Origin of the sequence: Pedobacter sp. Bi126 (genome assembly GCF_918698245.1) — a bacterium.
Lineage (GTDB): Bacteria > Bacteroidota > Bacteroidia > Sphingobacteriales > Sphingobacteriaceae > Pedobacter.
The window spans coordinates 1,139,205-1,160,962 of the sequence record NZ_CAKKMS010000002.1 but is presented as its reverse complement, the minus strand read 5'-3'; the positions used below and the strand labels follow the sequence as shown (position 1 = coordinate 1,160,962).

The 21,758-nt window shown below is 41.6% G+C and carries 15 protein-coding genes and 1 pseudogene; 10 read left to right on the top strand and 6 right to left on the bottom strand.

The window, feature by feature from the left end; all coding sequences use genetic code 11:
- Positions 1 to 96: 96 nt before the first annotated feature.
- Positions 97 to 1,236, bottom strand: coding sequence for a PAS domain-containing sensor histidine kinase (locus LQ201_RS09960; RefSeq protein ID WP_230141958.1), 1,140 nt, complete (start codon positions 1,234 to 1,236; stop codon positions 97 to 99).
- Positions 1,226 to 2,023, bottom strand: coding sequence for an alpha/beta fold hydrolase (locus LQ201_RS09955; RefSeq protein WP_230141956.1), 798 nt, complete (start codon positions 2,021 to 2,023; stop codon positions 1,226 to 1,228). The genes LQ201_RS09960 and LQ201_RS09955 overlap by 11 nt, the downstream gene beginning before the upstream one ends.
- A 710-nt stretch (positions 2,024 to 2,733) precedes the next feature.
- Here LQ201_RS09955 and LQ201_RS09950 point away from each other — a divergent pair.
- From LQ201_RS09950 to LQ201_RS09915, 8 genes are all read left to right on the top strand, one after another.
- Complete coding sequence (locus tag LQ201_RS09950) at positions 2,734 to 3,132, top strand: JAB domain-containing protein (protein WP_230141954.1); 399 nt, start codon at positions 2,734 to 2,736, stop codon at positions 3,130 to 3,132.
- Entirely contained in the window at positions 3,101 to 3,190 is a 90-nt protein-coding gene (locus LQ201_RS09945) for a JAB domain-containing protein (protein ID WP_371823042.1), read from the top strand. The genes LQ201_RS09950 and LQ201_RS09945 overlap by 32 nt, the downstream gene beginning before the upstream one ends.
- 225 nt (positions 3,191 to 3,415) lie before the next feature.
- Positions 3,416 to 3,982 carry an RNA polymerase sigma factor gene (locus LQ201_RS09940; RefSeq protein WP_230141952.1) on the top strand — a complete coding sequence of 189 codons (567 nt, stop codon included), beginning with the start codon at positions 3,416 to 3,418 and terminating at the stop codon, positions 3,980 to 3,982.
- 121 nt (positions 3,983 to 4,103) lie between these two features.
- Positions 4,104 to 5,108 carry a FecR family protein gene (locus tag LQ201_RS09935; protein ID WP_230141950.1) on the top strand — a complete coding sequence of 335 codons (1,005 nt, stop codon included), beginning with the start codon at positions 4,104 to 4,106 and terminating at the stop codon, positions 5,106 to 5,108.
- A 118-nt stretch (positions 5,109 to 5,226) separates the two neighbouring features.
- Positions 5,227 to 8,724, top strand: coding sequence for a SusC/RagA family TonB-linked outer membrane protein (locus LQ201_RS09930; RefSeq protein WP_230141947.1), 3,498 nt, complete (start codon positions 5,227 to 5,229; stop codon positions 8,722 to 8,724).
- 12 nt (positions 8,725 to 8,736) lie between these two features.
- Positions 8,737 to 10,308 (top strand): SusD/RagB family nutrient-binding outer membrane lipoprotein, encoded by a 1,572-nt coding sequence (locus LQ201_RS09925; protein WP_230141946.1) that lies wholly within the window; start codon positions 8,737 to 8,739, stop codon positions 10,306 to 10,308.
- A 24-nt stretch (positions 10,309 to 10,332) separates the two neighbouring features.
- Complete coding sequence (locus tag LQ201_RS09920; protein WP_230141944.1) at positions 10,333 to 11,952, top strand: DUF5689 domain-containing protein; 1,620 nt, start codon at positions 10,333 to 10,335, stop codon at positions 11,950 to 11,952.
- 138 nt (positions 11,953 to 12,090) lie between these two features.
- Complete coding sequence (locus LQ201_RS09915; RefSeq protein WP_230141941.1) at positions 12,091 to 12,267, top strand: hypothetical protein; 177 nt, start codon at positions 12,091 to 12,093, stop codon at positions 12,265 to 12,267.
- 382 nt (positions 12,268 to 12,649) lie between these two features.
- Here LQ201_RS09915 and LQ201_RS09910 read toward each other — a convergent pair.
- A pseudogene (locus LQ201_RS09910) lies at positions 12,650 to 12,808 on the bottom strand (Y-family DNA polymerase); the annotation flags it as partial.
- A 433-nt stretch (positions 12,809 to 13,241) separates the two neighbouring features.
- Here LQ201_RS09910 and LQ201_RS09905 point away from each other — a divergent pair.
- Positions 13,242 to 16,574, top strand: coding sequence for an MBG domain-containing protein (locus LQ201_RS09905; RefSeq protein ID WP_230141939.1), 3,333 nt, complete (start codon positions 13,242 to 13,244; stop codon positions 16,572 to 16,574).
- 258 nt (positions 16,575 to 16,832) lie between these two features.
- Here LQ201_RS09905 and LQ201_RS09900 read toward each other — a convergent pair whose 3' ends face one another.
- Positions 16,833 to 17,096 (bottom strand): hypothetical protein, encoded by a 264-nt coding sequence (locus LQ201_RS09900; protein ID WP_230146633.1) that lies wholly within the window; start codon positions 17,094 to 17,096, stop codon positions 16,833 to 16,835.
- A gap of 1,254 nt (positions 17,097 to 18,350) precedes the next feature.
- Between LQ201_RS09900 and LQ201_RS09895 the strand changes: the two genes are divergently transcribed.
- Positions 18,351 to 19,136: a DUF4272 domain-containing protein gene (locus LQ201_RS09895; RefSeq protein WP_230141936.1), complete on the top strand. Its 786-nt coding sequence runs from the start codon at positions 18,351 to 18,353 to the stop codon at positions 19,134 to 19,136.
- A gap of 729 nt (positions 19,137 to 19,865) precedes the next feature.
- Here the strand turns inward: LQ201_RS09895 and LQ201_RS09890 are convergent.
- A complete protein-coding gene (locus LQ201_RS09890; protein WP_230141932.1) occupies positions 19,866 to 20,774 on the bottom strand; it encodes an NAD(P)/FAD-dependent oxidoreductase in 909 nt (302 codons plus the stop codon).
- A 317-nt stretch (positions 20,775 to 21,091) separates the two neighbouring features.
- Positions 21,092 to 21,688 carry a short chain dehydrogenase gene (locus LQ201_RS09885; protein ID WP_230141931.1) on the bottom strand — a complete coding sequence of 199 codons (597 nt, stop codon included), beginning with the start codon at positions 21,686 to 21,688 and terminating at the stop codon, positions 21,092 to 21,094.
- Positions 21,689 to 21,758 lie beyond the last annotated feature (70 nt).

Genomic DNA, 21,758 nt, shown 5'->3' with positions numbered 1-21,758 from the left:
ACTCCGTTAACAGACTTTTCTATAAAGCCCATCCATATAAAATACATATTTCTGAAATATCAATGGTTTCCAACGGAACTAGAACAACCTAAGCGATTATTTGGGTAGGATCTGGATTGCAACGGGAACACGGAATGTAAAACAGGTTTGGTGGTCGTCTGAAGTCACGGTCAAAGTTCCATTATGTGCCTTTGCTATCTCAGAGGCAATATACAATCCCAATCCAAGACCATTCTGACTTGACTGTGCATCTTCTCTATGGAATGGATGGAAAACCCCAGCCATTGCCTCCTTAGGGATTGGATTGCCATTATTGGTAACAGAAATCTCCCAGAAGGTTTCGTTTACCAGCGCTTTGAAGAATACAGGCGTTTCGGTTGATCCATGTGTAATTGCATTAGCGAGCAAATTGGATATTAATTGGGAGATTCGCGCGGGATCACATTCTATGGGTTCACTGATTTCAAAATTGGACTCAATCTGTCTATCTGGCCACACTACCTTTAATTCATCACTTATCTGGTTAAGCAGTTTTTCAAGATCAACTACTACAGGGTTTACGGGAATGCCTCCACCTAAACGACCGCGGGCAAAGTCCATGATGTTGTTGATCATCTCATGCATCCTTTTAGAACCTGACTGTATGATATTGACAAGTCTTTCTTCGCGCTCGTTAACTCCTGTTCTTGCAAGCAGCTGAGCTGCGCTCATAATTCCACCCAAGGGGTTACGCAGATCATGTCCCAATACCGCAATAAACTGTTCTCTGATCTGGGCGTTTTTCTGTTCGATGTTTAACTTGGCTTCGGCGAGCTGTCTAGCAATCTGGAGATTTTCTTCATACAACCTTCGGTCTGATGCCTTAAATAAGGTAAAGCGCATGAAAAGAGGTTGGTTATTGTCTCCTTTTCTTTCATAACCGTTGATGTAGATAGGCATTTTTCCATTACCTGAATTGGCAAGTTCAACAGCTACCTCATCAAAATACCCTTGCATACGCAGTAAAGGCCAAAGGTGTGTCTCAAAATAAATCCTACCACCAACAGCCAGGAGATCAGAAAAACGTTTGCCGAGAAATTGATCTGGAGTGCTGTTTAGCCATTCTGCTGTGCGCCTATTTACGCTGACAATTTTCCCTTCTCCGTCCGTGATCACAAAACCACATAGCGAGGTCTCAAAAAAATCTTCAAAATCTTTTGCCAGTGGAGACAAATCAGGGAACAGCTTATAATCCATGGAGATAGCTAGTGATGGCAGCAATGGTTTCTTCTGGAGCACTTAAGTTTGGGCAATGACCTGTAGCATTCATGATGACAAGTTTACTGTCTGGCATACGCTCATGCATATAATGGCCAATTTCCACAGGTGCGATTATGTCATTGCTGCATTGAAGAATCAGTGAAGGTATCTTGGCCTGTTGAAGTATATCACGCTTATCGGTTAGAAAAGTAGTACGGGCAAAATGTTTGGCAATTTCGGGATCTGTTTTACAGAAGCTATTGGATAATTCACCTCCAAGCTCCTTTCTATCGGGATTGCCCATAATAACCGGAGCCATGGCCATGGACCAGCCAAGGTGGTTATTTTCTAATGATTCGAGTAACTCGTCAATCTCAGATCTGTTGAAGCCACCGATATATCCCTCATCATTGATATAAGATGGGGAAGGACTAACCAGAATAATGCTTTTGAACAGTTCAGGGGCGATATCCGCTGCAATAAGGCCCATGATTGCACTGACCGAATGCCCCACAAAAACCATATCTTTGACTTTCAGCGTGTTTGCAATTTCTATAATATCATGGGCATAACCATCAAGATTATCGTATTTCTTGTAGGAATAAGCCGAAAGATCTGAGCTGCCAGCGCCAACATGGTCAAATAATACAATCTTGTATTCAGGCTCGAAAGCAGGATAAACAAAACGCCACATGTTCTGATCACAGCCAAAACCGTGTGCGAATATCATCACATTAGCGCCAGCTCCTTTGACAATTACATTGTTTCTTTCAATTACGTTCATATTTCGATTGTCTGTAAAGATAATAATTTTTCAAGCTGGATATGCAACGGTATATACAGGGAATATTAAATAGAAAATGGCAGTGTAAGGCGATTCACCATCAAAAAAATTGGTTAAATTATCGAAATTAGCGGTTATTTTGCTGGATTATTTGCCGATACAGAAAATACATCTATCTGTAAATCAGTTTTTTTATAAATAAAAAGTAGCAATGCAAAAACTAAAATAACGTCGGTGGTTATCTCGCCCGTGTGTTGATAACTTGCTGAATCTTAAACCATTTAGGACCTGATATTTGATGAGTGAATATTTGAGAAGGTGACTTTTTGCGAGCTGTCGCTTATTCTAATGTGGTTTTGCGGTAGCGTTGAAGGTACATGAGAGTGCTGTTTCTCAATAGCGAATATTAGTGGTGTAAAATTATAGGAACAGCTTCAAATATTTTTGAAGATGATATTATTGAATCTGCTGTTGCCTCCATAGAGGCTTTACACATGCAATCCATTTCACAGTAAAGAAATTTTAACTTTTTTTAAGATAGGTGCTTTTCTTATTTAATTCTGACCAATTTAAGGTTCATTTCTGGCACGCAAAGGAATTTCCGGCATAAACACACCTAGCCTTTGCCCGCTTACCCATTTATTCCGTTCCTCCTTTTGCTTTGGCAGAAGCTGAACCTTGCTGGGTTCCATAATTAAATCAGAAAAATTATGGAAAATTTAAGTTTTAAAGTAGCAGAGATTGAGATCAGTTACCGTCCGGCATTGAAAATGGCAGAGTTGCCACAGGTTACCTCTTCCAGGGGAGCTTATGAGGTTTTGAGAGGTCGTTGGGATAATGGAAGGTTGGAGCTTGTGGAAGAGTTTAAAGTGATTTTGCTCAACAGGAGGGGTAAGGCATTGGGTGTGGTGAATATTTCACAAGGCGGTTTTTTGGGAACGGTTGCTGATCCTAAGGTGATTTTTGCGGTTGCACTGAAGGCCTGTGCGAGTGCAATTATATTGGCACATAACCATCCAAGTGGCGAGTTATCTCCGAGTGATGCTGATCTGGCATTGACCAGAAAACTGAAGTCCGGTGGGGGATATCTTAGGGATCAGTGTGCATGACCACCTGATCGTTTCAAGATATGGGTTTTATAGTTTTTTAGATGAGAGAATGATGTAGGAATTGACAGGAGGTTGTAGGTAACACTGTGCCTACTTAAATCGATAGTAGCAGTACTAACGAATTTGACGGTATTAGGAGAAGTTATTTACCTTTGGTATCAAGACTGAATAAGCTGCAAAAATATGTTTTGAATTTGGATTCAACCAAATTAATACATCGCTAACCTAAACGCAAAGTTTTCTTAATGTTGCCGTAACCTTGATTGTCTAATTTTGCGTTCGCATGAAGGACATATATGTAAGCAAGAGTGACGAAGATTTAATGTCTTTGTTAGTTAATGACGATAGCCTTGCTCTTGAAACTTTGTTCAATAGGTATTATCCGGCCTTATGTAAGTTCACATCCATCTACATACGGGATTTTAGTAAGGCCGAAGAACTTATTGCAGATTTGTTTATGAAATTGTGGGACAAGCGGAATGACCTGCAGATTAAATCGATTAAAAAATATCTTTTTGCTTCAGCCAAAAATCTTTCGTATAATGAAATACAACGCGTAAAATTAAACACGTTAAGTTTAAGCGATCACGAGGATAGTTTGAGTTATCCCGATATTTATTTAAATCCACATGATTTGCTGGCCAGCCGCGAATCGTATACCGAAATTATCGGCTTAATTAATTTGCTGCCCGAACGTCAGCGCGAGGTGCTGCTCATGAGCCGGATCGACCTGCTGGGAAAAAATATGATTTCAGAGATATTGGGTATCTCTGTGAGAACTGTAGAAACACTGTTGTACCAGGCGGTAAAAAGCTTCAGGCAGCTGGCAACCGATCGGTCGGCCATTTAAATGCCGGTTTTAATTCGGTATACATCATCCGGCTTGTTAACATTTTATTAATCATAACTTAACTTTTTTAGCTACGTATCTTCTCCGTTTATCCTGTCTTACCCATAGAACAGCAGGAATAATGGACCAACATTACTATAAATTAATAGAAGATTACAGCAAGAAAACGATCCGAAGCGAAGACCTTACCGATTTACTGATCTGGGTGGAAAGCAGTCAGCAGAACCAGCAGCTTTTCAGGGAAACGTTACAGGCCTTCGAAGCAGCAGATCAGTTTCTGAACAAGCCTGCAGACCAGCAGAAAAGCTGGGCATCCATTCAGCAGCACCTGGCAAAAAATACAGCTGTGCAAACTGCAGAAATCAAAAAAATCAACTACCGGAGGTACATCAGCATTGCAGCTGCAATCGTCATTTTAATGTTGCCGGTCATCTACTTTAACGTTAACCGTGCAAAACCAGTTGTTGCTATTACTTACCAGGAGATTTATAATCCGAAAGGGCAGAAAAGACTGATAACCATGCCCGATGGATCAAATATTTACCTGAATGGCGATAGTAAAATCCGCTATGCCCAAAACTTTAATGCAAGCAAAAGAATAGTTTATCTCGAGGGCGAGGCTTTTTTCGACGTGCAGCATCGCAATAAACAGCCATTTGTGGTTTACACCGGGAAAGTAAGCACAACTGTTTTGGGTACTTCATTCAATATTAATGCTTACCAGTCTGCCAAAGCAATCAGCATAACCGTTCAAACCGGTAAAGTGGGGGTTATTGTAAAAAATAACGGCAAAGCAGAACCTGTTAAATTTCTTTTGCCAAACGAGCAGCTAAACATCACAAAAGAAAGTGGGGCGTCCACCAAAGCTGTTGTAAACGCTACTGATTTTGACAGCTGGCGGGAATACAAACTGTTTTTTTACGGTAAACCGTTAAGCGAGATCGCCGAAATGGTTGCCAGGGAATATGATGTTGAGGTCGTAATTAAAAGCGAAACCTTAAAAGCAATGAAACTTACCGCAAAATTTAATAAAAGTACTGTAAATCAGGTTATGGAAGTAATTGCCAGGCTGTCTGGTGCAAAATATAAAATCTATGAAAACAAGGTAATTATTTATGAACAATAAATTATGAAAGTAGATATGGTATAAGGTTACAAAAATAAAATAGTCCGAAATGCTGAACACATTCCGGACCCGGAAAAACTGTTTAAACTCATTTGAAAAAGTAAAACTTAGTAAAGATATGAAAATTAATACCGGGTGGATGAAAAACATCCATCAGTATCACTCAAAACTGACCATATTGATGACATTCATTGTTGTTGGTATGCTCTCGATCAGCAATAATGCAAATGCACAATCGGATAAGAAGATCTTATTCGAAGCAGACGGAATAACATTAAAAAAAGCTTTTGAAAATGTAGAAAAGCTTAGCGGAAATACGATTGCTTATAATAATACCCTGTTAAACGATCAGAAAAAGGTTTACGTTGCACGTGGTTTACGTCCTGTAAATGAGGTAATGGACCTGTTATTAAAAGGATTGCCTTTTAATTATAATATCAATGCGAATGGCAGTATTGTTATTACCCCAAAAAATATGGTTTCAGGGAAATTAACAGGTATGGTGGTTGATGAAAACAACGATCCGGTACCAGCTGCAACGATTAAAGTAGTAGAATTAAATCTGTTGGGCCAAACCAATAATAATGGCGAGTTTAACCTGAATGTGGCTGCTGGTACCTATACCATCGAGGCGAGGTTCATTTCTTATGAAGTAGCACGTAAACAACAGGTAAAAGTAACCAATGGCGCTACAACCAAGGTTAATTTTCAGTTAAAAGCGGCTGATCATTCACTAAATGAAGTAGTGGTAACCGCTTTAGGTATTAAAAGACAGGAAAAAGCACTGGGTTATGCCGTAACCAAAATCGATAGTACACAGTTAACCGATGCGGTATCGACCAACTGGACAGATGCGCTTTCGGGCAAGGTTGCGGGTTTGAACCTGATCAGATCGAACAGCGGTCCGGCAGGTTCAAATAAAATTATTTTGAGGGGTGAGAATAACCTTACCGGAGATAATGAGGCTTTGATTGTATTAGATGGAGTAGTCATTAACAACAGCGGAGGCAGAAGAACTGCAAACAGTTCGGACGGTGTGTACGGTACCGGTAGCGATAATATGCCTGCCGATTACGGGAGTTCGATCAACGATATCAACCCGGAAGACATTGAAAGTGTAACCGTGTTAAAAGGCCCTGGAGCTGCTGCTTTGTATGGACAGCGTGGTGCAAACGGAGCAGTTATCATCACCACCAAATCGGGCAATTCGAAACGTAAAAAAGTAGGTATCAAATTTACTTCTAACGGATCTTTTGAAGAAGTAAACCGTTGGCCTGATTTACAATATGAATATGGCCAGGGTTTAGACGGGGCTCCTTATTACGCTTACGGTACAACTGCCGATGGTGCAAGTACAAGCGGAACCAGCTCGGCTTACGGACCGCGTTTCGATGGTCAGATGTTCTTCCAATACGATCCGGTTACGCAAACTACAGGTAAAACCAGAACACCATGGGTACCATATAAAAACGAAATCAGAGACTTTTTTAGCACAGGCGAAAACCTGACCAATTCTTTAAGTTTGGATGGCCGTTATAAAAATACTACCTCCCGTTTTTCGGTTACGAACCAGAACAATACCTGGATTGTGCCTAAAACCGGTATTGAGCGTACAACGATTACCTTATCAACCAATACAGATGTAAGCTCGAAGTTAAAAATAACAACCAAAATCAATTATGGCAACCGTTTTAGCGATAACTTACCTGGCGCAGGTTATGGTAACCAATCTTTAATGTACTGGTTCATTTTCTGGCAGCCGAATGCCAGTATCGATTGGATCAAGAATTATTGGGCAAATGGTAAAGAAAATTTATCGATCAAATATCCTTTTAGTTCATTTCCCGAAAACCCATATGCAGTAGTCAATGAATTTATAAACAGAACAGGCCGTAACAACCTTACAGCAAATGTTCAGGCCAGCTACCAGTTCAATAAAGAATTGAGCTTGTTAGTTAGATCGAGTATCGATTATTCTGAAGAAAGACGTGCTCAGGAGCGTCCGTATGATGCCGGAAGCCGCTTGCCACAGGGTTCTGTACGTCAACAGCACATTAAGGCACAAGAAACCAATATCGACTTCTTGTTAAGATATGAAAAAAAGATCAGTAAAGATTTTACGGTCAATGCCACTGTGGGCGGTAGCGAGTTAAGAAACAAATACAATAAATCGGATCTGCGTGCCGATGGTCTTGTCATTCCGAATGTATATGAACTAACCAACAATTTATACCCGTTAATTTCTATTCCCGATACGAGCAGATACAGGATCAATAGTTTTTATGGGGTTTTATCGACCAATTATAAAAATTACTGGTATGTAGAACTTACCGGCCGTAAAGATTGGAGCAGTGTATTGGCTACAGCCACCAGAACAGATAATGTGGGGTTCTTCTACCCGGCAATCAGTACCAGTTTTGTACTTTCAGAATTCTTTAAACTACCTAAGGTAATTAGTTTCGCCAAATTAAGAGCTTCGGTTTCACAGGTAGGCAGTGGGGGTACCACCCCTTACCGTACGGCGTATACGTATTCTTTAGCCGCTAATGGAACTTATCCAGACAGTTCATTGGTAAACCCGGTTATTTTACCGAACGAAAATTTAAAGCCTTTAAAAACGACCACCTATGAGGTAGGTACAGAGGTAAGTTTATTCAAAGGCAGATTAGGCTTTGATGTTGCAGTTTATGCAGGAAATACCAAAAACCAGATTTTAACCAGGATTGTAGACCGCTCCTCGGGTTTTAACCAGGCCCTGATCAATGCCGGACAGGTAAATAATACGGGTGTTGAGGTCGCTTTAAACGGAACACCAATTACTACAAAAGGTGGTTTTAAGTGGACTATGAATGCCACTTTTGCTTCCAACTCCAACGTCATTAAAGCATTGTCTGATAGTTCGATCATCCTGCGTACCGGTCCGGTAGCGGGCGGCCAGATTGTAGCGAAGGTTGGTGGTAGTATGGGCGATTTATACGGTAGGGGTTATGTACGCGATCCGCAGGGAAACGTGGTTTACGATGCAACAACCGGCTTTGCAAAAATTACCAATGATGTAGTTTACTTAGGAAATACCATGCCTAAATATAAATTCAGTATCGGAAGTACCTTTGCCTATAAAAGTTTGAGTTTAAGTGTATTGTTCGATGCTCAGGTAGGTGCAGTTGCGCACTCTTTGTTAAACTACAAAATGGTCGAGCAAGGTAAATTAACCAGCACTTTACCTGGTAGATATAACGGTATTATTGGTAATGGTGTGGTGCAACTGGCTGATGGCTCTTACGTACCAAACACGACTATCGCTTATGATATTGACGAATATTACCGTTCGCAGATGGGGGCCGATAATGCTGAAGGAAGTACATTCAGTACTGATTTTATCAAATTCAGGGAAGCTTCTTTAAATTATAGGTTTAACCCTAAATTCTTGAGAAAATTAGGTCTTTCATCTGCAACTTTTGGTGTGTACGGACGTAACCTGTTCATCTGGTCGCCATGGCCAATGTTCGATCCGGAATTTGGTACACTTAGCGGTTCTGACATTGTTACCGGTTTCGAAATCGGTCAGTTTCCTTCAACCAGAACTTATGGTTTCAATTTATCAATAGGCATATAATCTTTTAAAAAAATGAAAAAGAATCTATATAAAGTTATTGCAGTTTTAGGCATGTCGATGACGGCGCTTTCAGCTTGCGATAAAAATTTTCAGGAGGTTAATATTGATCCAATCAATATCCTGACTTCCACACCGGATAAATTATTGGCTCCGGCTTTGGTCAATACCCTTACCCCTGGGATGATCCGTAACCGTAACTTTAACAATGAGCTTATGCAGGTAACGGTAAGTATTAGCGATGGAGATGGTACTGTTTTCAGATATGAATACAGGAATACCTATTCAGATTATTTGTGGAATGCCTGGTACATACAGTTAACCAATTTTAAAGACATTTATAAACTGGCCGGAAAACCCGGTATGGAAAATAAATCGTACCAGGGCATTTCTTTGGTGTGCCAGTCCTGGATCTACTCCATGTTATCTGATACTTATGGCGATATACCTTATTTCCAGTCCAATCAAGGTACTGGCGGCGTTTTAGAACCCGCCTTTGATCAGCAGCAGGCCATTTACCTGGATATGTTTAAAAAACTGGAAGAGGCAAATGCTTTATTAACAGAAGGAACGGCCATTACAGCTTCAAGCGATCCAATCTTTAAAGGCGATATTGCTAAATGGCGTAAATTCTGCAATTCCCTATATTTAAGGTTGTTATTAAGGGTTTCGGGTAAAGCAGAAGTGGCTGCGCAGGTAATCGCAAAAATTAAAGAGATTGTAGATGCCAATCCTGCAAAATACCCTATCATGACCAATAATACAGAATCGGCCACTTTAAAATGGACCGGTTTAACCGGAACAGACCCCTTCGTTAATCCATATGTAAATGGCGTAAGGGTACAGGATTTTAGATCGCCAGCCATTGGAAGTTTTTTCATTGAGCGGTTGGCGAATTGGAATGATCCGCGTATAGATATCAACACTGCCAATGGTTATGCAAATAACGGTATCAACCGATTGGGTATCTCGCAGGGGCCCGGCGGCTTTGTGGGGGTGCCAAGTGGTTATGCTATTGGTGCAGGCGTGGTTAAACAGGCCTATTTTTATTCTTATGATCAAACCAGCTCAAGTGTAGCAATTGGTGCCAGATCTTTGCAACAGTCAGCACAAACCGGAATCCTGATGAATTACGCTGAGGTGCAGTTTATTTTAGCCGAGGCAGCATTAAAAGGTTATATCGGCGGATCAGCAGAAAACTATTACTACGGTGGTATGACTGCAGCGATAAACTATTGGGTGCCCAATTTCCCTACCTCAATTACCAGCCCCGTATTTACAAAGTATGTGAATGATGCAGATATTGACTGGTTGAATACAGGATCAACTGAAGATAAGCTCGAACAGATTCACGTACAGAAATATTATGCGTTATTTCTGGTAGACATGCAACAATGGTTCGAGTATCGCCGCACAGGACACCCGGTGCTGCCAAAAGGTCCTGGTTTAAGAAACGGCGGTGTAATGCCCGCAAGGATGACCTACCCGGTATATGTTCAATCTGCAAACCCGACAAATTACCAGGCTGCCGTTGCCGCGCAGGGGCCAGATGTAATATCAACTAACGTTTGGTGGCAAAAACCTTGATCCGGAATTACTAAAATTATTAAAATGAAAAAGATATTATTATATAGCATTCTTTTATTTACCGTTCCTTTTATATGGACTGGCTGTAAAAAATCGAATTATCCGGGAGGTGTGGTCAGTAATTATATTCCGCTTTTCGATTTGAGAAACCTTTATAAAGGTGAGGATGTGACTTTAAGTACAGACAACATGTTTGGCGCCAATAGTATTGCCGCAGTCGTTATTTCAGACCACGCTGGTAAAAACCTGCCCGAAGGTGTTCTTATTGTTCAGGACCGTATCCGGTTAAATGAATTGCGTGGTATTCAAATCCCTTTAGGTACCGAAGCGGCTAAATATGTTCCCGGCGATTCTGTCCAGATAAAGGTAGAAGGTGGCGTATTAAAACGCGTAAACGGTAACTTACAAATCACTAACCTAAGTCCATCGGCTGTTAAAAAAGTAGCTTCAAACTGCACAATTGCCAAAAACAGGGTGCCCAGTAGTTTTATTCTTGCTAATCCTGATCGATACGAAAGTACTTTATTGGCAATTGTAAAGGGTGGTTTTGATCCGCTTCCAACACCTACCGATATACTATCGGGCGATAAAAAGTTAAACGATGGTTTTGGCGATATTACTTTACATACAGACGCCAATGCAACATTTGCAAACAATGTGCTCCAATTTTCGGCGAACTATTATGGTATTATCATCAATAAAGTGAATAGCACGGGAACTCTGGTTCCAGAGCACCATATGAGAACAATAAAAGATGTAATCACCTTAAGTTCAACGCCGGAAATCCCTGACTTCATTATCTCAGGGTGGATTCCTGATCCCAAAGGAACTAATGCAAACAATAATTACATTCAGTTTATTGCGACAAGAGATATTAATTTCGCAGCTACGCCATTTTCGGTGGTAACTACAAATAATGCCGGTGCCTCAACACCAACAGGTTTTCCTGCCAATGGTTGGGCCACTGGCGGGCTACGTACCTATAAGTTTAACCTAACCAGCGGCTCGGTGAAAAAAGGAGGTTATTTTTATGTGGGCGGAACAGGTAAAATGATCAATAGTTCTGGCTCAACCCCAATTCCTGCCGCGCAATATATCAGGGCAATTAACTATTCCACCACCGCAGGTGATGGCTTCGGGTCGATTACAAGTACATTACTGGCCAATAGCGGTAATGCCTACGGTATTGCCGCATTTAAGGGTACAACCGTTACATCAACCACCAGACCAATGGATGTGGTATTTGTACATAACGGAGGAAGTTTGTTTACACCAGGTCCGCCTGCCCAAGGTTATTTAATTGCCAATACCGATTTTTATGATGTTTATGATCCTTTAGAGGTGGATAGTTCTGATCAAACCAAGGGATATCAGCCCTATTACTTACAGGGAACCAATACACTCAAATTTAATTATCATAATAATAGCGTAGCAGATTTGGGCTGGTATTATAAAGCTGGCGGGGTTTACAGCGTAACATTGGGCAAATGGGTTAAAGCCAGAAGCATGAAATATATTATTTTATCGAAGGTTGCTCCGGTTGCGACGATGGCTACCATAGAAGATGATAACATTGTGGTCAACTATGGTGCTGCCGGTGAAGAATTAAGCCGAGATACTATTCCACCTACCAGAATCAAATAATATTGATCAATAACATAAAATACCCAGGCATTCATTTAATGTTTGGGTATTTTTATTCCCATACAATTAACCAATCTCTCCAATATTGGATATACCCTGTTTTTTCCTGGCCAATTTTGAACAATCAATTTTGAAAACATGGAAACAAACGTACTGGAATTCTTTCCTGCTTTGGAAGCAGGACATGATCCTAAAAACTATGCTTATGCCAAGGAACAAGCGCCACTCGGCACTTATGCCGCTAAGCTCGGCTTTATGTTATGGTCAAAAAGTGGCCTAACGATCAACTGTTTTTACGCTGGTCGATTCCCATAAAAAGATAACACTATCGGTTTACCGTAAAGCGGCTAACCAAGGCAGGTACATGGCTGGTGAAACAGAGGTGCGGTATCTGCCATTTGGAACCGAACGATGCTGACAGTTGAAGCCAACGAGCTGGGTAAACCACCGCTTACTGATATGCTTACCCAAGAACACTAACGGTAAAATACTTTATTTCATTTTAATTACTGGCTCGGGTTCCTCGCCGTTAGTCCTTTTTCATTTTCAGAAAAAATAAGCACCTCCTTCTTTGAAATATTAGCAATGAATGCGAACCTGGAAGTTGATGTTTGCGCATTTTACATGACCTTTTTGATTTTTAAAATCATCTTGTTGAGCTGAATTTTCAGGAGCAATTCGGCTTGTGTTTAAGGCTTTAAAGATTGGTCATTACTCTTGAGCTGATATCGCCATATACGGTATAGTGGCTACTAAACACAGCGATGTTATGTTTTTTAATTTCTTCTCTGATCTTAAAGAATGGTGCACCCATGGCAATGCCGTAAGCTTTCACTTCGTTGCGACGAGCGATAACACAGCCATCGTTGTTGCTTTAAATTTCAATTCAAATTCCACCCAATCCTCCTGTACTTAACCCCGTCTGCCTTTTTAGAAACCAGTCGGTAAATCTCTTCATACCTAAGTTGGGGGGGTAGCCTTTGATAAATTAGTTTATCTTTGCAGGGAATTTTCAGCTCTCATCTGTTATGAAACCTTTAAAGACATTCTTTTTATTTCTACTGACTGTTTTTCTCACTACAGGTGCCTTTGGGCAGACTATTGAATTGTACAAATCCTATCATGACATTTTTGCCTGTCAAGGAAGTGTTTCACAGTCACCCGCTGTTCTAAGGCTAAATCTTTCCGGGAATAATCTCCGTTCAGGGATCATGCTCTCGGTATCCCCGGGCTTTGAGATTTCAAGAAATCTTAAAACAGCTTATTCAGGCAGTCTAACCGTCGAGGCTATGGGAGGGAAGGTAAATGAAATCATATTGTATGTCCGCTCATCTGCCGAGGCCCCTGCAGGGATGATCGAGGGAACGGTCACTGCATCTTCAGCCAGGGCACAGACAAAGACAGTGAAACTTACCGCGGCGATCAGGGGAACTATCCCGTCTGTTCCCGATCAGATCGTTGCAAACGGCGCTCCTACAAAGGCAGTCGATCTTGCCGGGAATAACTATTACTGGGTGAACGATAACCCCGCTGTGGGACTTCCGGCAAGTGGGTTTGGCCCGATACCTTCCTTTGCAGCGGTCAATAATGGCAGCAGCCCAGTAACTGCCTCGATAAAAGCCATACCCTTTTCATCTGGTCAGGCCTTTGTCACCGGAGCGGTCAGTAACAGTTTCGCACTTATTAACCTGGCAACCAATAAAACTACATTTCTTGTCGGACTGGGAAATGAGCCTATGGATGTACTGTTCAGCCCGGATGGGGAAATCCTTTATTACCTCAACTCGAGGTCCCCTGTACTCAGCCTCAAGGTGGCTGCAAGTTTTGCAAGGGAAACCAGAATACCCCTTCCGGGACAGCCCACGAGGATGATTTTAAATGCAGACGGGAGCCGGGTCTACCTGGTGAGCAATAACTCCAACGCGGTTTATGTGGTCAATACCTTAACCCGGTCACTTATCGCTACCATACAGGTGGGGGCAGGGCCGGCGTATATGGCACTCAGTACCGATGGTGCTACGCTCTTCGTTTCCAATGGGGATGGCAATTCCGTTTCCCTTATCAATACAGCGGATAACGTTGTTTACCGGACTTTTACAGACGGGGTCAGTAGGAAACCCAATCATCTGGTCTGCAGCCCTGACGGAAAAAGGCTTTATGTCGGTTTTTCAAGAGGAATCAACGTTGTCGATATCGCAACGGGTACGGTAATCAGTTCCATACTCACAGCAACAGTTTCCGGTCTTTCTATCAGTCCGGACGGCAGCCGTATCTATGCATCGATTTTTGCGCTGGACCGTGTGGAAATATATGATACTAACGATTTTTCACTGGTCAAGCGCGTGCAGGTGGGAAGCTATCCGAATGGCTCCCGCGTAAGCGCCGATGGCAACTGGCTATATGTGGTCAACACCTCCAGCGGAGACGTTTCCGTAATCAATACCGTTACCAATGAACTGGTGTCGAGTGCGGGTGCAGGTGTTTGGTCCAGTGCCCACGGAAATTTTATTTTGGGCGGGCTCACCTGCAATACCGGTATTGTAAATTTTAAGATTACGGTCAATCCATCGGGTGCGGGAAGTCTGGTTGTCAGCGGGAACCCGATAGCACTGCATACGCAAAAGGGAACTCCTTCGGAAGCAACCACGGTGAGTGTTTTGGCGAGTGGCATTAGCACCGATGTAACGGTTTACGCGCCGATAGGGTTTGAAGTTAGCAGGGACAATACTGATTTTAGTGACAAGCTCACACTGCCTGCCGCTGATTTAACCTTGCCGGTTACCATTTATATCAGGCTCAGGGCAGATAATACAGCGGGAACATTTAAAGGCGAGGTCAGTGCGCTCAGCGATGGTGGTGCTTCTTCATCACTTTCCATCCCGGATGGAACTGTCTATGAGCTTCCGGTAATTACGGTTTCGGCCGTAAGCGGTAGCGTCCTTTCCTGTCAGGGAAGTGCATCACTGTCACCCAATTTATTGCATTTTACCCTCGGTGGCGAAAATCTTTTTGCTCCACTTTCGTTAAAGGCACCTCCCGGTTTTGAACTTTCCGGGAACCCTTTTTCTGGTTTTGGGAAAAACATTTTATTTGAACACCAGAATGGCCTGATCAGGGATGCGGAGGTTTATTTAAGGTCGGCAGCCGATGCTCCAGCAGGTGAAATCCTCGGTGAGGTGCTAATAGAATCTGCCAGGGCTGAAACCCAGCGGGTAGCAGTTAGTGCAACGGTGATGGCAATGCCGCGATTGGATAGGATAGCAGATATAGAGGCAGTCGAGGGCAGGCCTACCAGCGTCATTGCCTTCAACGGCAGTTATGGCCGTGTTGCATGGACAAATGACAGACCCGATATAGGGTTGGCTGCCAGCGGCACTGGCGATATTGCGTCCTTTTTACCGCTGAACAGTGGACCGCTCCCGATAACAGCAACCCTGAGGGCTGTTCCCTTAACTGCCACGGGAGACGGATGTGAAGGGGATGCAGTCGTTTTTAAAATTAATGTAAGCCCCGCTGCACCATCGCTAACACTTGAAGGGAATATTCCGGTACTGGGTACGGTTTATGGCACACCCTCGGCTGCAGCGGTATTCAGCCTTTCCGGAAAAAGGCTCTCATCAGCTGTCCGCCTGGTTGCACCTGAAGGTTATGAGATCAGCGAGGATAATACAGCCTTTTCAAGCGAACTGGATGTTGCGGTTGGGCAGGAGGGAAAAAGAGTATTGTATATCCGTCTGGGGGCTTTCGCTGATGTAGGTGACTACCAGGGTCAGATCAGTGGTGTTTCACCGGGAGCCGGTGCAGCATCCCTCGCCGGACTTATTGGCCATGTCCTGCCGGCCCCGCTTACCCTAACACCGGCCGCAATACAGAAAGTTTATGGAAAATCTCTTCCTAATTCCTTATCCACAAAAAATTTTATCGCCACAGGGCTGAAAAACGGTGACCGTATCGAAACCGTTGAGCTGGACATCACTGCCGGTATGCGCCCAAAAGATCCTGTTGGCAAATACAGCAAGGCAGCAATTCCCGTTTCAGTTCAGGGAAGCCTTGGTGCCGGAAATTATGCGATGGACTTTATTCCTGGCGATGTTGATGTTGAGAAGGCAAAGCTTAGGATAACGGCCGAGGATAAGGTGAGGAGATATGGGCAGGCCAATCCGGAACTCACCCTGCTATACAGCGGCTTTGTCAATCAGGAGGGATCGGTGGATCTGATCGGAATGCCGGTGGCAAGCACTAACGCGGGGCCGGCCTCTGTACCTGGTGATTATGTTATTTCGATTGCGGGGGCCGCTTCCCTTAATTACCAGATTGATTACGTACATGGAATATTGACGGTGATTCCAGGAAGTATAGCAGTTGAGGCTCCAACGGCTTTTTCTCCAAATGGGGATGGGGTGAATGATCAGTGGAATATCCAAAATATCGGCCTGTATCCAAATTGCCGGGTTGAGGTTTTTAACCGGGGCGGAACCAGGTTATTTTCCTCTGTTGGTTATCAGAAACCATGGGACGGCACTTATAACGGGACCGATCTGCCGGTGGGTACCTACTTCTATACAATACTTACAGGCAATGGGACAAAGGCTGCTTCGGGCTGGGTGGTGATCATCAGGTAGGTCAAAGGATAGACGGAACTGCTGAAGGTGAGCAATGTGTTAAGCAACGGCTGGATATTTTCTAAAAATCTTTTCCGTAAATCCATTCCACACCAACGGTGCGCATCGACATTCGTAAGCAGGCTCAGGTAATCGATATCTTTAAGGTATCGATATGCAAACATTTTGCTTGTCAAGTCACTTGTGCGCATTGGTAGTTGAGCATTTTGTTTTAATGAATTGTAAAGTCGTTCTATGATCCAATCAAGTTTGGCTTGTTCACAATGCATATTCGCTAATCTGTCCATAAGCTGCATATGGCGAAATATTAAACCCATCTTCGATATCATTATAGAAAACTACCGCATTACCGAAGATTGCGACCACCCAAAATCCTCCGGCCTCCTTTCCATATTCTTTTTCCTGCCATTTCTGGGGCACAATTTTAATCAGGTTCCAAAAGTTCAATGGCTCACCTTCGAGTTTTGATTCTCCCCTTGAGATCCATTCTTCTAATTCGATTAATGAAATTGGTGTCCACATGATTCTTAAGGAATCAAGAAAACTTATATCATCAAACAGCATCTTTTTTGAATATTTATGCGTCACTTGTTGCTCTACTCCTTCTTTAAACAATAAAAGAAAACCAAAATTCACTCTTTTGTTAGCTCCAAGATCATTTGTAAGTCAGTTGCTAAATAGAAATGATGATTACGTAAAGCTATTTGTAAGCACAATGAATTATAGGCATTAACTTCTGCTCCGGAATCAATAAGGTATAAAGAAGAAGTTCTAATGCCTCTTGAGCAAGCTACTACAAGCGTTTTGTTTTTACTTATCTGAGAGAATTCATATTTAGCATTTAAATCTCGGATAAAAAGTGGATCACCAAATTTTGCAGCGAAAAGTATGATTTTTTCATTTTGAGTATAGAGATTGGCTCCATGCTTTACTAATAAATTAGTTGCTTCAAGTCACTCACTAAAGCCGCATTTAGAATGGCTTGATTGCTATTCGTTGTTACATCAATTCCTTGTTCAATAAAAAAATAGCTCCTGACAAATTTCGATTAGAAATAAAGGAATAAAAATTTTGAACGTTTTTAGATAGATTAGAATCGGTGTTTGGATAAGAAAGTAGAGAATATTGATTCATTAAAGATAGGTCTATTACTGCGTTTCATTTGGCAGAAATACAGTTGATAGATAAAGCTACTAAGATTTTTTTTCCGTTGAATGAATAAGTGAGTTAAAATCAGTTAAACCAATTTCATATAACCTGTCCCCATCAAATGAGTACACAAGTGGATCATTCCTATCTTCATCTAAGTAGACGAAATAGAATTCGTCAGATGATTCGTATGTCGAGCTGGAGGAGTATGTCGAGGGCCTGCGATTAGATATGCATGGGACAATCTGGGTGGATACGTCTTTTGAGGATATCGAAGAAAAGCGGCTGACCGACTTTTTATCAGACGGGGAGATTTACCTTGAGTTTCTGTTGGATCTGCTAACCCTGCTTGAAAAAATCAGTCGATTTTTTGGTTTGGCTTAGCTGTCTAAAGCCCTGATCGTTTTGCGGGAGGGGCTTTTTCGCGGCGCTTTGAGTGATGGATGAAGTGAAAGGGATGATCTGGGAACGCTGTAAAATATGAGATAGTCGGAAGCTATCGCGGATAACCTCGCCATAGGATTATATATGATATATTTGTATTTTGTTGGCCGTTGACGAAAAAAATGATCAGCCCAAAGAGTCGAGTCTTGAGGCTAATGCATTGGATAACCAGAAATACCCAAAATGAAACGATCCATAACAGTAACTGCAATCTGTTTATTTCTCACGCTTTTTGGCTGCGGTGGGGATAGGCCCAACAATAAACCCTTAACTATTGAGGCTGTTAAAGCGATGTCTGTGCCGGTAGAGAATATTCAGGCTACCAAAGAGCAGATTGAAAGGCGGAAAAGATCGGAGGCGGTCTGCAGATTTCATGCAGTACCCATTTATACCAATCCCAATGCAATGTTCCTAGATCCGGCGGACCAGGTTGCTGTTAGGACCAGTGATGAAATCGTCGACAGGGCGATAGCATTGTGCTATCTGGAGCTAAAAAGTGAAAAAGCTGACAAAAAAATGCTTGCCGAGGTTGAAAAAAAGTATAAGGTGATGGAAAAGCTCACTGCTGCTGAAAAAGAATTTGCACTTAATGAAAATCCCAGTTCACAGCAGCTAACAGATGCCAACTGGAGGGCGGAGGGTTATCATGTTATGCTCTGGGCACTGGGTTATATCGATACGTTGGTATACCCGGATAAACGCTGTGATGTAGGGAGTGATGTAAAGCATTTGTTCTCGCGGAGCAAAAAAGAATTCAGGGAGCAGGCAAAACTTAGGAGCAAGGCCGAGATTCTTGATCAGGCCGATCTGATATTACGTTTAGACTGGGCATGTGTTAATTCCAGGGTAAATAATGAGCCGGTTCCGGGAAACCTTGATAAAAGTGTAGTTTATGAAAGACACTATGCGCTCAACTGGATTATCAGGTTGATGGATCAGGATTGGGATGGTGTCACAACTGATACCTAAATCTTTTTTACTTCCTTAAAAAAGCCTTGGAACTGTTAAACTTAGAATGTTTTTCTAGATTAGAGCTCCCGACGAGACAATTAACGAACCTTTTTATTGAGGATTCGAAACGTATCGCAGATTTGAAAATTTTGAAATAATTTGAGCGATAAATTTGAAACGGCTTGATTGCAACTTATTTGAAGCTTGAGCGAGAGTGACAGGTTCGACTCCAGAAAGGAAGTCGAACCTGTCGATTTAAGTTTCTGTATATAGGTGTTTTATGTCTATTTTTTTTGCATTAAGGCGCCAAATGCTCACCTCTATTTTTTTAACGCAAATTCTTATTTAAAGATAGGGAAAAATAATTAATAATAATGTTCTGATGGGGTATCAAGATCTTTTCCATTATTTCCCATCTTCATCAAAATCATTTTCATCTATTACATCGAACTGGATTTTAAAAGGTATTTCAACAGTTTTGCTTATTTGCAGAAAATAATATATTTCAGTCACAATTTCTGCAAATGGAAAAACACAAATTGTCATTTTACATTATCACTAAAATTTTAACTGGCTCCAGTCCGCCACATCAGCCAATTATGGTAATAATGAAGATTATTTATTTTGCTTTGTAATCGGATTTTAATTTCTTAAGCGTAGTTTTTATCAAGTCGATAACCGGGCACTACTAGCGTGACTTCCCTAAATACGCAATGTCAAAATTAAACCAGCAAGAAAACATGTATTTTAAAAATGCAAATCAACCAATTCTTTATTTATTGTCATGCCCGTTAATGTTCCCGCCGCGACTGCATTTGCAACCGCCCGCATTCGCGTTGTATTGTCGCCACAGGCAAACACATCTGTTGCAGTTGTTTTTTGAAATGCATCAACTTTTATATATCCGTCTTCGGTTAAGTCACAGCCTAATTGTTCTGCAACAGTACAGGTTTGTTTAAAGGCGAGTCTGGTGTACATGGCTTTGACTGTTTGCTTTGAACCGTCCTTAAAAATGATGTTTTCAAGTCGTCCATTTAGGTGTTCAAATTCTTTAATTTCTTTTTCTAATATTTCTATAGAATTCTTTTTAAGGCCTGCCTTTTGGTCGTCACTCAGCGTTGGCTTTCCGTTTGTGAAAAGTGTCAGGTCTTTTGTCCAGTTGGAAATAAGTTTTGAAAACTCAAATCCAAATTCACTATTACCCAAAATGCCGGTAATTTCATTTTTTACCTCGAAACCATGACAGTAGGGACAATGTAAAATGGAAATGCCCCAACATTCAGAAAATCCAACTATTTCGGGCATTATATCTTTAATTCCTGTGGCAAAAACTATCTTGGTTGATGCAAATTCGCGGCCCAATTCGGTTTGTACTTCAAAACCACTCTCCGTTTTTACACCTTTAACAACAAGACCCTCAAAAAAAGTAATGGTATTGTATGCTAATACCTGTTGTTTTGCAAGTGTTGAGATTTCTTTTGGTGTGCTCCCATCCTGCGTTAAAAAATTATGTGAATATGGTGTTTGTCTGTTACAGGGCTTTCCATCATCAATGATAAGCACATTTCTCAGTGCTCTGCCCAATGCCATGGCTGTAGCAAGCCCTGCGTAACTGCCTCCTATGATGATTACATCAAATTGTTTCTTGTTGGTCATTCCTTTGTTTTCTATAAATGGTTAAACATAATGGCAATGCAAATGCCGTTGTAACAACCTCTCTTTGCTTATTAAAAATTCTTTGGTCAGGATTTGTCACTCTTAGTCATGTTTTTCAGCAAAAGATGTACAAGTGGTAATCCCACAAATACCATCCAGGGCACTAATATCAGTGTTAAGATCAGCGTTCTTAAATACAAAGGAATTCCAGACAAGTACGTGCCAAATAATACATAAAATAGTGTTATCGAGGGGTAGATTACTACCCAAATTTTGATAGATTGGATAATTTTACTCTTAGTATTCATGCCGGCTATTTATGGTTTAATGATATGTCCTGTTACGGCACCAAACAGACTTTTCTTAAAGCCAAATTCCAATTGCTTCATCGTTGTTGGAATCTCTCCCGGGAAGTAAGGGAAATATTGGGGCGAGTTTTCAATGACTGTTGGGCTCACTGCATTGATCCGGATGCCGTTTGGCAATTCAATTGCAGCTGCCCTTACAAAACCTTCTACGGCTCCGTTTGCCGCTGAAGCATTGGCAAAATTAACTTGCGGTTCGTTGGTTAATGCTCCTGTGATAAGTGTAAATGAACCTTTTGGATTGATGTATTGCTGACCAATTAATACTAAATTAATCTGTCCCATCATTTTTCCTTCAATTCCTTTTCTGAAGGTCTGGTTATTCAAATTCTTCCAAGGACCAACAAAAGTTTCCCCTGCTGTAGAAATCAAGGCATCAAAAGCGCCTATTTTCGCAAACATTTCTTCTATGGATTCTATAGATGTCGTATCGACCTTTATATTCTGTGAAGAACGACTGGCTCTTATTATTTCGTGATTTTCCTTTTCCAGTACATCAGCTAAATGCTGCCCCATGGTGCCCGATGCACCTACAATTACTATTTTCATATTTTATCTTGTTTTTAATTCTTAACAAAATTACTCTATGATGATAGGTATGTAATAGGACGAATACCTA

Bases quoted from the DNA above. Each gene is read 5' to 3' on its own strand.
- LQ201_RS09960 (WP_230141958.1), bottom strand. From the start codon at position 1,236: ATGGATTATAAGCTGTTCCCTGATTTGTCTCCACTGGCAAAAGATTTT.
- LQ201_RS09955 (WP_230141956.1), bottom strand. From the start codon at position 2,023: ATGAACGTAATTGAAAGAAACAATGTAATTGTCAAAGGAGCTGGCGCT.
- LQ201_RS09950 (WP_230141954.1), top strand. From the start codon at position 2,734: ATGGAAAATTTAAGTTTTAAAGTAGCAGAGATTGAGATCAGTTACCGT.
- LQ201_RS09940 (WP_230141952.1), top strand. From the start codon at position 3,416: ATGAAGGACATATATGTAAGCAAGAGTGACGAAGATTTAATGTCTTTG.
- LQ201_RS09935 (WP_230141950.1), top strand. From the start codon at position 4,104: ATGGACCAACATTACTATAAATTAATAGAAGATTACAGCAAGAAAACG.
- LQ201_RS09930 (WP_230141947.1), top strand. From the start codon at position 5,227: ATGAAAATTAATACCGGGTGGATGAAAAACATCCATCAGTATCACTCA.
- LQ201_RS09925 (WP_230141946.1), top strand. From the start codon at position 8,737: ATGAAAAAGAATCTATATAAAGTTATTGCAGTTTTAGGCATGTCGATG.
- LQ201_RS09920 (WP_230141944.1), top strand. From the start codon at position 10,333: ATGAAAAAGATATTATTATATAGCATTCTTTTATTTACCGTTCCTTTT.
- LQ201_RS09915 (WP_230141941.1), top strand. From the start codon at position 12,091: ATGGAAACAAACGTACTGGAATTCTTTCCTGCTTTGGAAGCAGGACAT.
- LQ201_RS09905 (WP_230141939.1), top strand. From the start codon at position 13,242: ATGGGAGGGAAGGTAAATGAAATCATATTGTATGTCCGCTCATCTGCC.
- LQ201_RS09900 (WP_230146633.1), bottom strand. From the start codon at position 17,096: ATGTGGACACCAATTTCATTAATCGAATTAGAAGAATGGATCTCAAGG.
- LQ201_RS09895 (WP_230141936.1), top strand. From the start codon at position 18,351: ATGAAACGATCCATAACAGTAACTGCAATCTGTTTATTTCTCACGCTT.
- LQ201_RS09890 (WP_230141932.1), bottom strand. From the start codon at position 20,774: ATGACCAACAAGAAACAATTTGATGTAATCATCATAGGAGGCAGTTAC.
- LQ201_RS09885 (WP_230141931.1), bottom strand. From the start codon at position 21,688: ATGAAAATAGTAATTGTAGGTGCATCGGGCACCATGGGGCAGCATTTA.